The sequence below is a fragment of the Streptomyces sp. NPDC049954 genome, assembly GCF_040656295.1.
GTDB lineage: Bacteria > Actinomycetota > Actinomycetes > Streptomycetales > Streptomycetaceae > Streptomyces.
This window is the reverse complement of sequence record NZ_JBFALS010000016.1, coordinates 37,691-51,254: the sequence shown is the minus strand read 5'-3', so window position 1 is coordinate 51,254 and position 13,564 is coordinate 37,691. Positions and strand designations below refer to the sequence as shown.

The 13,564-nt window shown below is 73.4% G+C and carries 13 protein-coding genes; 8 read left to right on the top strand and 5 right to left on the bottom strand.

Annotation, left to right across the window (positions count from 1 at the left end; all coding sequences use genetic code 11):
• Positions 1 to 43: 43 nt before the first annotated feature.
• Positions 44 to 1,105 (bottom strand): LacI family DNA-binding transcriptional regulator, encoded by a 1,062-nt coding sequence (locus AB0J21_RS28735; protein WP_363149057.1) that lies wholly within the window; start codon positions 1,103 to 1,105, stop codon positions 44 to 46.
• An 82-nt stretch (positions 1,106 to 1,187) separates the two neighbouring features.
• Positions 1,188 to 1,871 carry an FCD domain-containing protein gene (locus AB0J21_RS28730; RefSeq protein WP_363149056.1) on the bottom strand — a complete coding sequence of 228 codons (684 nt, stop codon included), beginning with the start codon at positions 1,869 to 1,871 and terminating at the stop codon, positions 1,188 to 1,190.
• A gap of 315 nt (positions 1,872 to 2,186) precedes the next feature.
• On the opposite strand from AB0J21_RS28730, the gene AB0J21_RS28725 reads away from it, so the two are divergent.
• The 5 genes from AB0J21_RS28725 (at position 2,187) to AB0J21_RS28705 (ending at position 7,502) form a co-directional block, all read left to right on the top strand.
• Positions 2,187 to 3,029 (top strand): fumarylacetoacetate hydrolase family protein, encoded by an 843-nt coding sequence (locus AB0J21_RS28725; protein ID WP_363149055.1) that lies wholly within the window; start codon positions 2,187 to 2,189, stop codon positions 3,027 to 3,029.
• A 356-nt stretch (positions 3,030 to 3,385) separates the two neighbouring features.
• A complete protein-coding gene (locus AB0J21_RS28720) occupies positions 3,386 to 4,312 on the top strand; it encodes a VOC family protein (protein WP_363149054.1) in 927 nt (308 codons plus the stop codon).
• A gap of 7 nt (positions 4,313 to 4,319) precedes the next feature.
• Positions 4,320 to 5,990, top strand: coding sequence for a bifunctional 3-(3-hydroxy-phenyl)propionate/3-hydroxycinnamic acid hydroxylase (locus AB0J21_RS28715; RefSeq protein ID WP_363149053.1), 1,671 nt, complete (start codon positions 4,320 to 4,322; stop codon positions 5,988 to 5,990).
• Between the two features lie 94 nt (positions 5,991 to 6,084).
• The gene (locus AB0J21_RS28710) at positions 6,085 to 6,840 is read left to right on the top strand and encodes a CoA transferase subunit A (protein ID WP_363149052.1); all 756 of its coding nucleotides are present in this window, start codon (positions 6,085 to 6,087) and stop codon (positions 6,838 to 6,840) included.
• 32 nt (positions 6,841 to 6,872) lie between these two features.
• Positions 6,873 to 7,502: a 3-oxoacid CoA-transferase subunit B gene (locus tag AB0J21_RS28705; protein WP_363149142.1), complete on the top strand. Its 630-nt coding sequence runs from the start codon at positions 6,873 to 6,875 to the stop codon at positions 7,500 to 7,502.
• A 64-nt stretch (positions 7,503 to 7,566) separates the two neighbouring features.
• On the opposite strand, the gene AB0J21_RS28700 is transcribed toward AB0J21_RS28705, so the two are convergent.
• Positions 7,567 to 9,309, bottom strand: coding sequence for a sodium:proton antiporter (locus AB0J21_RS28700; RefSeq protein WP_363149051.1), 1,743 nt, complete (start codon positions 9,307 to 9,309; stop codon positions 7,567 to 7,569).
• A gap of 276 nt (positions 9,310 to 9,585) precedes the next feature.
• Here AB0J21_RS28700 and AB0J21_RS28695 point away from each other — a divergent pair, with 276 nt between their 5' ends.
• Both AB0J21_RS28695 and AB0J21_RS28690 read left to right on the top strand, forming a co-directional pair.
• Positions 9,586 to 10,605 (top strand): iron-containing redox enzyme family protein, encoded by a 1,020-nt coding sequence (locus tag AB0J21_RS28695; protein WP_363149050.1) that lies wholly within the window; start codon positions 9,586 to 9,588, stop codon positions 10,603 to 10,605.
• 289 nt (positions 10,606 to 10,894) lie between these two features.
• The gene (locus AB0J21_RS28690; RefSeq protein WP_363149049.1) at positions 10,895 to 11,446 is read left to right on the top strand and encodes a GH25 family lysozyme; all 552 of its coding nucleotides are present in this window, start codon (positions 10,895 to 10,897) and stop codon (positions 11,444 to 11,446) included.
• A 78-nt stretch (positions 11,447 to 11,524) separates the two neighbouring features.
• On the opposite strand, the gene AB0J21_RS28685 is transcribed toward AB0J21_RS28690, so the two are convergent.
• Complete coding sequence (locus tag AB0J21_RS28685; protein WP_363149048.1) at positions 11,525 to 12,370, bottom strand: NAD(P)-binding domain-containing protein; 846 nt, start codon at positions 12,368 to 12,370, stop codon at positions 11,525 to 11,527.
• Here AB0J21_RS28685 and AB0J21_RS28680 point away from each other — a divergent pair.
• Positions 12,357 to 13,265, top strand: coding sequence for an ATP-binding cassette domain-containing protein (locus AB0J21_RS28680; protein ID WP_363149047.1), 909 nt, complete (start codon positions 12,357 to 12,359; stop codon positions 13,263 to 13,265). The two genes, AB0J21_RS28685 and AB0J21_RS28680, sit on opposite strands and share 14 nt — an antisense overlap.
• 36 nt (positions 13,266 to 13,301) lie before the next feature.
• Here the strand turns inward: AB0J21_RS28680 and AB0J21_RS28675 are convergent, their stop codons facing one another.
• Entirely contained in the window at positions 13,302 to 13,514 is a 213-nt protein-coding gene (locus tag AB0J21_RS28675) for an EF-hand domain-containing protein (RefSeq protein ID WP_363149046.1), read from the bottom strand.
• Between the last annotated feature and the right edge of the window lie 50 nt (positions 13,515 to 13,564).

Sequence of the window (13,564 nt, the reverse complement as noted above, 5' to 3'; positions counted from 1 at the left end):
CGGGTGAGGCGCGTCCCGACGGCCCGGGAGCCGGTGGGACGGGTCAGGCGCGGCCGGCCGTGGACTCACGGACGTGCAGGCGGTGGCCGACGACGTGTTCGCGGGCCGGGAGCGTCGGGTCGTCCATGCGTTCCTGGAGCAGGCGCAGGGCGGTGCGGGCGATCGCGTCCTTGTCGGGGGCGACGCTGCTGAGGCTCGGCACGCTGAACCGGCCCTCGTCCACGTCGTCGAAGCCGATGACCGCGATGTCCTCGGGGACCCGCAGGCCCCTCTCGTGCAGGACGCGCAGGGCGCCGAGGGCGAGCAGGTCGTTGAAGCAGAACACCGCGTCCGGGGGCTGCGGCCGCTCCAGCAGCGCGGCCATCGCCCGGGCCCCGTCGCTGCGGTGGTAGCCGATCGTCTCGCCCTCGCGGCCGGTGTCGACGGGCAGTCCGGCGGCGCGCAGTGCCTCCTGGTAGCCGGTGGAGCGCAGTTGGGGCGTGCCGACCTCGGTGTCCCGTTGCAGTCCGATGGCGGCGATCCGGCGGCGGCCGAGGCCGATGAGGTGCTCGACGGCCTCGCGGGCGGCGCGCACGTTGTCGACGGCGACGTGGTCGGTGAGGCCGTTGCTCGGGCGTTCCCCGATAAGGACGACGGGCATGCTGCGCAGGTGGTCGGCGAGCGCCTTGCCGCGCAGGGTCAGGGGGTTGAGGACGATGCCGTCCACGACGCGTTCGCCGAGGGCGGTCAGCACGTCCTGCTCGCGGCGCCGCTCGCCGAGGGTCTGCTCGATGAGGATGGTGCAGGTGCCCTCGGCCTCGCGCAGGAAGCAGCGGGAGAGCTCGGCGAAGTAGGAGTTGTCCATCTCGGGGACGACGAGCCCCACCATGCCGGTGCGGCCCCTGCGCAGGTTGCGCGCGGAGCTGTTGGGGCGGTAGTCGAGGACCCGGATCGCGTCGAGGACCCGCTCCCGGGTCGCCGGGGTGACGTGCACGAACTCGTTGATCACGTTCGACACGGTCTTCGGGGAGACCCCGGCGAGGGCGGCCACGTCCTTCATCCCCACGCTGCGGCGGGCTCCGGGTGTCGTGCCTGCTCCCGCGCGGCGCCCTTTCGTCGTGGCCATGGCCCCATGCTAGAACACCGTGCTCAGCGGCCCTGTGGTCCCTGGGGCGCACCGCCGCCTCGCCCCGGCGCCCGGCTCGGGCTCACTCCTCGGCGAGGCTCGTGTTGTGGGAGTGGATGAGGCGCAGCGCCGCCTCCCCATCCCGCCGGTCGAGGGCGTCGACGAGATCGGCGTGCAGGCGGTGACGTGCGGTGATGTACTCGTGCAGCGGGATTCCGCTGAGCGGCAGGACGGTCAGCGTGTGGGACTCGATGAGGTCGAGCAGGTTGCTGTAGACCGAGCGCAGCAGCGCGTTCGGGCTGATCTCGGCGATCCTCGCGTGCAGCCGCCAGTTGGCGTGCACGAAGGCGACCGGGTCGGTGGTGGTGACGGCCTCGGCCATCGCGGCGAGCGGTTCGCGCAGCGCGGCGATGTCGGCGGGCGAGGCGTGCCACAGGGCGTCCTCGATGAGCAGCGGGTCGAGCGCGTCCCGTATCCGCACCGCCTGGGCGACGTCGGCCTCCTGGGCGTCGAGGGCGAGCAGGGAGTGGCCGAGCCGCACCATCGGTGACTGCTCGGCGGTGAACACCCCGCCGCCGGGGCCCGGCCGCACGGTGATCAGGCCCCGGGCCTGGACCAGGCGCAGCGCCTCGTTGAAGGTGCCGACGGAGACCTGGCAGCTCTCCCGCATCTCCCCCTTGGTGCCCAGACGCGTTCCCGGGCCCGCCTTCTCGGCCAGCTCTGCGAGCCGGTGTGCGGCGGTCTCGGCCCGGCTCGCGGTGCCCATGCGGCTGCTCCCCTCGTCGGCGGCCTTCCCTGAAGTCCGCCGCAGTGTGAACCTGACGGTGGTCCGGTCGCGCTCCGGGACCCGGTTCCGGACCCGGTCGTGGGCCTGAACCCCGACACGGCACCGGACGTGATCCCTGAATTGATTATGAAGGTTACCCGCCGAAAGTCTTGACGTCACCGGTCACGTACGCGCAACATCAACGTAATCATCATGCTGAATTGAACCGGCGAGGGCGCCGGACCGGCTGACTCCCGGTCGTGGACCCGCGTGCGGTTCTGATCGGCTCCTCAGACAGACCCCCGGGAGCACGCCGTGCGCATCGCCAATCTCCGTAACCGTCTCGTCCTCGTGCACGAGGGCCTGGCCATCGACGTGGAGCAGGCCAGCGACGGCCGCTTCTCCTCGGACCCGCAGGCCGTCTACGGCCGCTGGGAGGAGTTCCTCGGCTGGGCGAAGGAGGCCCGGCTCACCGGCGGCGTGGCCTTCGAGGCCGCCGAGCTGGGTTCCCCGGCGCCCGCCCCGCGCCAGACCCTCGCCATCGGCCTGAACTACCGCGACCACGCCTCCGAGTCCGGCTTCGAGGCGCCGACCGGGCAGCCGCCGGTGTTCACCAAGTTCGCCTCCAGCATCAGCGGTCCGGTCACCGAGGTGAAGCTGCCCGAGGGCGGCCGCACCGACTGGGAGGTCGAACTGGTCGCGGTCATCGGCAAGGAGGCGCGCGGGGTCTCCCAGGAGGACGCCTGGCAGTACGTCGCGGGCCTCGCGGCGGGCCAGGACATCTCCGAGCGCGTGATCCAGCTCGCCGGTCCCGCCCCGCAGTTCAGCCTCGGCAAGTCCTACCCGGGCTTCGCCCCGATCGGCCCGTGGCTGGTCACCCCGGACGAGTTCGCGAACCCGGACGACCTGGAGCTGAGCTGCACGGTCAACGGCGAGGAGGTCCAGAAGGGCCGCACCCGTGACCTGATCTACTCGGTCCCCGCGCTCATCGCCTCGCTGTCCGCGGTGCTGCCGCTGCTGCCCGGCGACGTCATCTTCACCGGCACCCCGGCCGGCGTGGGCCTGGGCCGCGACCCGCAGCGCTGGCTGCACGAGGGCGACGTGCTGGTCTCCTCGATCGAGGGCATCGGCGAGCTGCGCCAGACCTTCGTGGCCTGATCCGTACGGGGACGGCGTCCGCACCGCCGTCCCCGTGCCGAGCCGCGTACGGGTTCCGTGCCCGACCCCGTACGGGGCCCGTACCGGCACCCCTCCCCGGCACCCGCCCGGTGTCGCGGGACCGAGCACCTCTTCGTGGCAAGGCCCGGCGTGCGGCCCGGAGCGATCCGGCGCACACCCCCAGGGCCCCCTCACTCCCCGTACGCCCGGCTTCCCCGCCCGCCCGTACGCCTCCCCGCCGCGACGGCCTCCGCCTCCGTCGCGGGCGGACCTCTCCGCACCGCCCGTCCCCGCCCCGCAGGGCGGAGCCCGCCCGTCCCCGCTTCCCACTCCATCTCGCCTCTCAGGGAGTACCCATGGCGCTCCATCGCCTGACCTCCATCACCATGGGGGTCCCCAATGTCGCGGAGACCTCCGCGTACTACGCGGACTTCGGGCTCGCCCCCGACACGGACGGCTGGTTCCGCACCCGGGACGGGGGGCGGCAGCTGCGCGTGGTCGCGGCGCCGACCCGCCGGCTGATCGAGGTCCGCATCGGCGTCGACGACCAGGACGACCTGGACGCGGCGGCCTCGCGGCTGGCCCGGCTGAACGTCCTGTCCGAGCGTGGCACCGACAGCCTCACGGCCTACGAGAAGGTGACCGGCGTCCGGGCCGTGCTGGAGGTCCTGCCCCGGTTCACGCAGGAGACCGTACCGGCGACCCCGTACAACGGTCCGGGCCGTGTCGAGCGCGCCGGGGGCCGGGCGCCGGGGGTGCTGCGCACCGCGGCGGTGGCCCCGCGCAAGCTCGGGCACGCCGTCCTCGGTTCCACCGACTTCGAGACGACCACGTCCTTCTTCCGGGACGGTCTCGGCTTCCGGGTGAGCGACTACATCAAGGGCGAGGGCGCCTTCATGCGGTGCTCCACCGACCACCACAACATCCTGGTGCTCAACGCCCCGGTGGACTTCCTGCACCACACCTCCTGGCAGGTCGACGACGTCGACGAGGTGGGCCGGGGCGCCTTCGCGATGCTGGAGGACCACCCGGAGCGGCACGTGTGGGGGCTCGGCCGGCACCACGCGGGCTCGAACTTCTTCTGGTACCTCAAGGACCCGGCGGGCAACTTCTCCGAGTACTACTCCGACATGGACTGCGTCGTGGACGACCAGCTGTGGAAGCCGGAGGTGCTCGAAGGGGCCAGGGGCCTGTTCAACTGGGGCCCGCCGCCGCCCCCTTCGTTCCTGCGCCCCGACGACCTCGCGGCCATCATGACCGGCAACCACAGCCCGAAGGGGTGAGAGCGGTATGAGCACCACCACCACGACCGGGGCGCAGTCCCCCGCCGTCCACGACATCGCCGTCGTCGGCTTCGGGCCCGTGGGCCAGACGCTCGCCCTGCTGCTGGGGCGGGCCGGTCACGACGTCCTGGTCCTGGAGCGCTGGCCGCACTCCTACGACCTGCCGCGCGCCGTCCACTTCGACCACGAGATCGCCCGGATCTTCCAGGCGGCCGGGGTGTCCGAGGAGGTCTCGGCGGTCACCGACCCGGTGCCGGACTTCTACGAGTGGCGCAACGCCGCCGGTGAGGCCCTGGTGCGGATCGACTGGTCCGGCACCGGTCCCTCGGGCTGGCCCACCGCGAACTTCTTCAGCCAGCCCGAGCTGGAGGGCGTGCTGACCCGCGCCGCCGAGGCGCTGCCGAACGTCACGGTGCGCCGCGGCCGGAAGGTCGTCGCCCTGGAGGAGCACGGGCCGGCGGAGGGCGGCGACGGATACGTCACGCTCACCAGCGAGGTGCACGGCGGCGGCGTGGAGAGCGACCGCGCCCGGTACGTCATCGGCGCGGACGGGGCGAACAGCTTCGTGCGCGAGCACATGGACACGACCGTCACCGACCTCGGTTTCTTCTTCGACTGGCTGATCGTGGACGTGCTGCCGCACGACCGCGAGGAGGTCTGGTCGCCGATGAACTGGCAGCTGTGCGACCCGGCCCGCCCCACGACCGTGGTCTCCGGCGGACCCGGGCGCAGGCGCTGGGAGTTCATGCGGCTGCCCGGGGAGACCAAGGAGCAGCTCAACACGGAGGAGGCGGCCTGGGAGCTGTTGCGTCCGTGGGGCCGCACTCCCAAGAACACGACGATCGAGCGGCACGCCGTCTACACCTTCCAGGCCCGCTGGGTGGACCGCTGGCGCGCGGGCCGCCTGCTGCTCGCCGGGGACGCGGCCCACCAGATGCCGCCGTTCGCCGGGCAGGGCATGTGCTCGGGGCTGCGCGACGCGGCGAACCTGAGCTGGAAGCTGGACCTCGTGCTGCGGGGGCTCGGCGACCCCGGGGTGCTGGACAGCTACACGAGCGAGCGCAGCGCGCACATCCAGCACGCGATCAGCATGTCGATGGCGCTGGGCCAGGTCATCTGCGTACTGGACCCGCAGGAGGCGGCCGCGCGCGACGCGCGGATGACGGCCGCCGGGGCCCACCCGGCCACGGCCCTGCCCCCGATGCCGCCCGAGGTGCTGGGCGACGGCGTCCTCCAGCGCGGGCCGGACGGCCGGCGGGCCGAGTCGGTGGGGCACCTCGCGCCCCAGTGCCGGATGACGCTCGACGGCCGCACGGCGCTGCTCGACGAGCTGACCGGCGGCGGGTTCGCGCTGCTCACCGACGGACCGGACCCCCTGTCCGGAGTGGGCCCGGAGGAGACCGAGTTCTTCCGCTCGATCGGCGGCACGATCGTGCGGATGTACGCCGACGAGGCCCCGGAGGGCGGCTACCTGGACGTGGACGAGGCGCTCCTGCCCCATCTGCGCGAGCACGCGCACGTGGCGGCGCTCGTCCGGCCGGACTTCTACCTCTACGGGACGGCGCGGGACGCCTCGGGCGTACGGGACCTGCTGCGGGGGCTGCGCGCGCAGTTGTCCGGGGAGCACACCGGTTCGGGGCGCGAGGACGCGCCGGTCGCGCTGATCACCTCCGCCTGAGCGGCCGGGGCGCGAGCCACCCCGGCCTCTCTTCCAGAGGCTTTCCCAGAGAGTTTTTCAGAGACTTTTCCCAGAGACGCTGAGGTTTCTTTCCATGGACAAGACGGTCGCGACCGCCGCCGAGGCGGTGGCCGGTATCGGCGAGGGCGCCTCGCTCGCGGTGGGCGGGTTCGGGCTGTGCGGAATACCGGACACCCTGATCCGCGCCCTGCACGCGGCGGGCACGGGGGGTTTCTCCGTGGTCTCCAACAACTGCGGGGTGGACGACCGGGGGCTCGGCATCCTGCTGGGTTCCGGCCGCATCGCGCGCGTCACCGGCTCCTACGTCGGGGAGAACAAGGAGTTCGCCCGGCAGTACCTGGCCGGTGAGCTGGAGGTCGAGCTGACCCCGCAGGGCACGCTCGCCGAGCAGTTGCGGGCCGGGGGCTGCGGCATCCCCGCCTTCTACACCCCGGCGGGCGTGGGCACCCAGATCGCCGAGGGCGGGCTGCCCTGGCGCTACGCCCCGGACGGCTCGGTCGCGGTGGCCTCGCCGCCCAAGGAGACCCGGGAGTTCGACGGGCGGACGTACGTCCTGGAGCGCGGGATCACGACGGACTTCGCACTGGTGCGGGCGGCGCGCGGCGACCGGCACGGCAACCTGGTGTTCGAGAAGACCGCGCAGAACTTCAACTCCCTCGCGGCGATGGCGGGCCGGATCACGCTCGCCGAGGTCGAGGAGCTCGTGGAGCCCGGCGAACTGGACCCGGGCGCGGTGCACGTCCCGGGGGTCTTCGTGCAGCGGGTGCTCGCGCTGAGCCCCGGGCAGGCCGCGGACAAGGCGATCGAGAAGAGGACGGTACGGCTGTGACGGCTCCCACCGGGAAGCTCACCCGCAACGAGATGGCCGCACGGGCCGCCGCCGAACTGCGCGACGGCGACTACGTGAACCTCGGTATCGGCCTGCCCACGCTGGTGCCGAACTTCGTCCCCGAGGGCGTGCACGTCGTGCTCCAGTCGGAGAACGGGATGCTGGGCGTGGGCCCGTACCCGGCCGAGGACGAGGTGGACGCCGACCTGATCAACGCGGGCAAGGAGACGGTGACGGCGCTGCCGGGCGCCGCCTACTTCGACTCCGCGCTGTCCTTCGGGATGATCCGGGGCGGCCACATCGACACGGCGATCCTGGGCGCGATGCAGGTCTCGGCCGCCGGGGACCTGGCCAACTGGATGATCCCGGGCAAGATGGTCAAGGGCATGGGCGGGGCGATGGACCTCGTGCACGGCGCCCGCCGCGTCATCGTCCTGATGGAACACACGGCACGCGACGGCAGCCCGAAGATCGTCGGGGAGTGCTCGCTGCCGCTGACCGGCAAGGGCTGTGTGCACCGGATCATCACGGATCTCGCGGTCATCGACGTCACCGGGCGGGGCCTGGTCCTCGTGGAGACCGCCCCCGGGGTGAGCGTCGCCGAGGTCGAGGCCGCGACGGCGGCTCCCCTGCTGACCGCCACGGCGGTGGCCGGGGCCTGAACCCCCCTCCGCCGTACGGCCGTGGGCGCGCGATCTCCGGGTCGCGCGCCCACGGCCGTACGGCTCACACCTCCCCGGCCTTCTCGGCGAGCTGCTGGAGCCGGGCCTCCTCCAGGTCGACGGCGTGCTGGGCGCGGGTGATGACCCGGGAGCTGTAGACACCGGTGGAGCGGGCCGCCTGGAGGGTGTCGTGCTCGGCGGCGAGGACGTCGAGGCGCAGCCGGCGGTACTGCTCGCGCCGCGAGGCCCGGTGTTGTCGCCACTCGTCCTCTCCGTCCGCCAGCGGGGCCCCGCGCTGGAGTCCGGCGCGCAGGAGGCTGTCGGAGCGGACCTTGTCCACGACCTCGGGCGCGGGCGGGTCCTCGGAGCGGGCCGCCGCGTCGAGGGCGGCCGCGGCGGCCTGGGACAGTTCCTCCAGGAGCCGCCCGTACTCCTCGCGCAGCCGGCCCGGATCGTCTCCGGGGACCTTGACGAGGCGGATCACGGTGGGCAGCGTGAGGCCCTGGAGGAGCAGCGTCGTGACGGCGACGACGAAGGCAACGAGGATGAGCTGGGGCCGGGCGGGCGTGTCGGCGGGCAGGGTCTGGGCCGCCGCGAGGGTCACCGCGCCGCGCATGCCGGCCCACGCGAGGACGGTGCCGCCGCGCCGGCCGAGCGTCTGGGTGAGCCGGAAGTCCAGGTCGGCGCCGGCCTTGGTGATGCGGCGGGCCCGCCACCGGGCCCTGCGTCCGCCGTGTCCGTCCTTCAGCTCGGGTACTTCGTGCAGGGCCTTGCGCAACCGGTTGACCTCGGGTTCGGCCTTCGCGGCGCGGCGGGCGTCCTGGTGCAGTCCGGCGACGAGCGGGGCGACGAAGACGATCCGGGCGAGGATCACGAGTCCGGAGGCGGCGAGCCCGATGAGGACGCCCCGGCCGACCGAGAGCCCGTCCTCGCGCACCGACTCCAGGAGCGGTTCCAGACTCAGGCCCATGAGCAGGAAGATGGCGCTCTCCAGGAGGAAGGCGAGGGTGCGCCAGTTGGTGGCCTCGCTGATGCGGTCCTGGGCGGGCAGGAAGCGCGGCGACTGGTGGCCGGTGATGAGCCCGGTGACGACGACGGACAGCACCCCGGAGGCGTGGAGTTCCTCGGCCGGGAGGTAGGCGACGAAGGGGATGACGAAGGACACGGCGGTGTTCAGCACGGTGTCGGGCAGCAGGGAGCGGACGCGGACGTTGAGCAGTCCCACGCCGGTCCCGACAGCGATGGCCACGGCCACCGAGTAGAGGAAGGACCCGCCGACCCCCCACAGGGAGACGGTCGAGGAGGTCGCGGCGACGGCGGAGCGCAACAGGGTCAGTGAGGTCGCGTCGTTGACCAGCCCCTCGCCCTCCAGGACGGTCAGCAGCCGGCCGGGCAGTCCGAGTCTGCGGCCCACGCTGGTCGCCGCGACGGCGTCGGTGGGGCTGATGACGGCGCCGAGCGCGAAGGCGGTGGGGAGGTCGAGGCCGGGCAGCAGCGCGTGGAAGAGCCAGCCGGCGCCGAGGGTCGTGACGAGGACGAGGAACACGGCGAGGCCCGTGATGGGCTTGAAGTTCCGCCGGAAGTCCTGGGCGGGCATCGTCACGGAGGCGGAGTACAGCAGTGGGGGCAGCACCCCGGCGAGCACCCACTCGGGCTCCAGCTCGACGTGCGGCACTCCGGGGACGAAGCCGAGCGCCGCGCCGAACACGACGAGGCTGAGGGGCGCGGCCAGGCCCAGGCGGCCGGAAAAGGCGGCCACCAGGACCACGGCGACGATGCCGACGACGGCGATCAGGGTGGGCTGCACGGCGGCCCCCAGGCAGTGTGGACGAGGCGGTACGGGGCGACGCCCCACACCGGACAGAGACCGTAGAACGGTACATTTCCCCTGCCTGGCGCCCCTTGACGGACACCGGCGCAACCGGGCGGGGCACGGCGGCCCGACGGGCCGGGCCGTGCGGCGGGGCGCGGAAGGCGGGGCGGGGGAAACGGGGCACGGGGCACGGGGCGCCAACCGGGTGACGGGGCCGCCGGGCGCGGCGGCCGAGTGGTGGGGGCACGCGAAGCGGCGGAGGGTTGGGGCATGACGACGGTGACACGTGACCCCGCCGAGCCGAGCCGAGCGCGACCCGCGCTGCCCGAGCCGCGCGGCGATCTGTCCGCGCATCTGCTCGCGGCGCTGCGCGGCGGCCGCGAGGCCCCGCCGTGGGGTCCGCAGGCGGCCCGCGCCGACGCCCTGGGCGAGGACCTGCAACTGGCCCTCTACGTCCTGTACGGACTGCACCACCACGGTTTCGAGGGGCTGCCGGACACCCTGGAGTGGGAGCCGAACCTGCTGGGCCTGCGGCGTTCGCTGGAGCGGCGCTTCGTCGAGGCGCTGCGCGGTCTGACCCGCGGCAACACGGACGTGGCGGGGGCGCTCGCGGACCTGCTGGCCGAGCCGGTCGGTTTCGACCCGACAAGCGTGAGCCACTACCTCGAACGCGAGGGCGAGGCCTGGCAGCTGCGCGAGTACACGGCGCTGCGCTCGCCCTGCCACCTGTGCGAGGGCGACGCGTACGCGTGGGCGCTGCCCCGGCTGCACGGCGCCCCGCGCGCCGGGCTCGTGCGCTCGCTGTACGACAGCGCGGGCGGCCCCGGGGGCGCGGACGGCTGGGCACGGCTGTACGCCGAGCTGATGGTGGAGCTCGGTCTGGAGCCGGCGTACGGCGGTTATGCCGGCGTGGCGCCGGGGGAACTGCTCGCGGTGGTCAACGCGGGTTCGCTGTTCGGCCTGCACCGTTCGCTGCGCGGAGCGGCGGCCGGACGGTTCGCGGCGATCGAGATCACCTCCCCGCCGGCCTCGCGGCGGCTGTCACAGGCGCTGCGCAGGACCGGGGCCGGCCCGGGCGCGGTGCGCTTCCACGAGGTGCGGGCGGCGACCGGCGCCGACCACGAGGAGACGGTGCGCGCCGACGTGATCGGCGACCTGCTCGCGCGCGAGCCGGAGCTGGAGCGGGACGTGGTCCTCGGAATCGAGGCCAACACGCTGCTGGAGGACCGGCTCGCCGCAGTTGTGCTGGAGCGCTGGCGGGACAACCGCACGGCGCTGCTGGCCCCTTAGGTCCGGCGCCCGGGGCCCGCCACGGGGAGGTCTGCCGCCGGCGGGGTCCTCCGCGCCCGGCGCCCGCGCCCCGTGGCGGTACGCGATGCGGCGCCCGGGGCGGCCGGCCGCGTACCCGGGCGCCGCCCGCCCGGGTGAGGACACGGACAAAGCAGCGCATCCCGGAACACCGGCCGCCCCGGATACGAGGGGCGGCCCGGGGGAAGAGGAATCCTGACCCCCGTTTCCCGTCGGGCTCGTACCGGCGGGAGGGGGCCGTCCCTCAACTGCCCCAGGGAGGCAGCCGCTTATGCTCCACGGCATCGATGTCAGCGCGTTCCAGGAGTCCTTCGTCACGGAGAAGGTGGACTTCGTCGTCATCAAGTCGACCGAAGGCCGCTCGTACACGAATCCGAAAGTGTCCGCGCAGGTCAAACGGGCGAGGGACGCCGACTGCGTGGTCGGGTTCTACCACTTCCTGTGGCCGGGCGACATCGACGCCCAGGTCGGGCACTTCCTCGACAGGACGCCCGAGAAGGAGGGGGATCTGCTCGCCGTCGACTGGGAGACGACGGGGGACGGCACCCGGGCGAGCAACAAGGAGAAGGACCAGTTCCTGCGCGCGGTGAAGAAGGAGCGCCCCGGGCACCGGGTGCTGCTCTACTGCAACCGGACCTTCTGGCTGACCCACGACACGACCTCGTACGCCGGGGACGGTCTGTGGATCGCGGACTACGTGGACGCCGGGAAACCGCGCATCGAGGCGGACTGGCGCATCCACCAGTACACCGACCACCCGCTGGACCGGAACGTGGCGGACTTCAAGGACGCGGACGACCTGCGGGAGTGGGCGCGCGGCTGACCTTCCCCGGCGCACCCCTGGCGTCCCCGCCGGCCGGGCCGGGCCGCTGCGCCGAGCGGTCCGGCCCGGTCGTACGGCTCAGGCGCGGAAGTCGGCGGGGCGCTGCGGGGGCGCCTCGGCGAGCGCGGCGCGGACACCGGCCGCGTCGGCGGACAGCCCGTACACGGGGGTGCCGGGCTGCTGGCGCCAGGACTCGTCGAGCCCGCCGGCGTCCACGGCGTCGAAGCCGATCTCGTCGACGAGGCGCAGGACGGCCTGCTTGGCCTCGGTGTCGTCCCCGGCGACCGGCAGGGCGTAGCGGCCCTCGGTGCCGGGCGGGGTGGGCTGTTCGGTGATGAGGTGGGCGTAGATGTTGTTGAACGCCTTGACCACGGGGTGGCCGATCTGCCGCGCGGTCCAGGCGCTCTCGGTGAGCCCGTCCTCGATCTCGGCGATGCGCCCGTCGCGCTGCTGCGGGTAGTAGTTGCCGGTGTCGATCACGGTGACCCCTTCGGCGGCGCCGTCCAGGAAGCCCTTGGGCAGGCCGGGTACGGCCTTGAGCGGGATGGTGACGACGACGATCTCGGCCCCGTCCGCCGCGTGCGCCGCCTCGACGGGGGTGGCGCCGGTCTCGGCCGCGAGCTCCGACAGGGTCTGCGGGCCGCGCGAGTTGGCGAGGGCCACCTCGTGGCCCAGCGCGGTGAGCCGCCGGGTGAGCTGACCGCCGATGTTCCCCGCGCCGATGATGCCGATCTTCATACCGGAACACTCCCTGCTGGTGCATCGCGTCCGCGCCGCCTTCCGTACCGGCCGCGCGCCTGCCGTCAGAGCCCAACCGGGCCCGCGGAGGAGATATTCCGGACGGTCCGGTGGTTCACCTGTCAGACGGAACAGCGGCTCGGGCGATGGGAGGAGTAGCGTGCCGGGCGTTATGACGACGATCACCACGGGCGGCGCCGCCGCCTCTCCCAGGACCCCGGAAGAACCGGACGCGCAGGCAGGACCGGCGACCGCGACCGCTGACGTGAGCCCCGCCCCGGAGCCCGGGAGCCCGGTGCTGTGCGCGCAGGAGGTGGCCGTCGTACGCGAGGGCGCCACGCTCCTGGACGCGGTGTCCCTCACGGTGCGCCCCGGTGAGCACTGGGCGCTGCTCGGCGCCAACGGTGCGGGCAAGAGCACCCTGCTGAGCCTGCTGGGCGCGCTGGTCCATCCGACGCGGGGCCGGGTCGAGGTGCTGGGACGGCAGCTCGGCCGGGTCGACCTGCGCGAGCTGCGCTCCTACGTCGGGCACGTCAATCCGCGCCATCCGCTGCGCTCCTCGCCGACGGTGCGGGACGTCGTCCTGACCGGGCTGACCAACAGCCTGGAGCGGCCGCCGCGCTGGACGCCGACCGGGGAGCAGCGGGAGCGGGCCGAGGAACTGATCGGGACGCTGGGTCTCGGCGAGCGGTCCGGGGCGCGCTGGCCGACGCTGTCGCAGGGCGAACGGGGGCGGGCGCTGATCGCGCGGGCCCTGATGCCGGAGCCCCGGCTGCTGCTGCTCGACGAGCCGGCGACGGGTCTGGACGTGGCGGGCCGCGAGCAGCTCATCGAGAGCCTGGAGACGCTGGCCGCCGAGCGGCCTCAGCTGGCCTCGGTCCTCGTCACCCACCACCTGGAGGAACTGCCGCCGGGCACGACGCACGCGCTGTTGCTGCGCGGCGGCCGGACGCTGGCCTCGGGGCCGGTCGGCGAGGTGCTGTCGAGCGAGCGGATCAGCGCGTGCTTCGGGCATCCGGTGACGCTGGAGCACCGCGAGGGGCGCTGGAGTGTGCGGACGGCGGCGCGCGGGCGGCGCTGAGCCGCCCGCCGCGCGGCGGGCCCGGGGCGGGGCGTCCTACTTGCTGATGCCGGCCCAGAACTCGTCGAAGGACAGCAGCTTGTCCCCGTCGGTGTCCTTGGCGCCGATCACGGCCTCGGCCACCGAGGCGGTGACGTAGAAGTTGCCCATGCGGGCCATGGCCGACTTGTACTCGTCGGCGGTGATGAAGCCGTCCCCGTCGGTGTCGAACTGCTCGAACGTCCTGCGTGCCTCTTCGATGTCCGCCATCGGCGCATCCACCCCTTCTCGGTGCTTCGTGTCGCTGGTCAGATTAACCG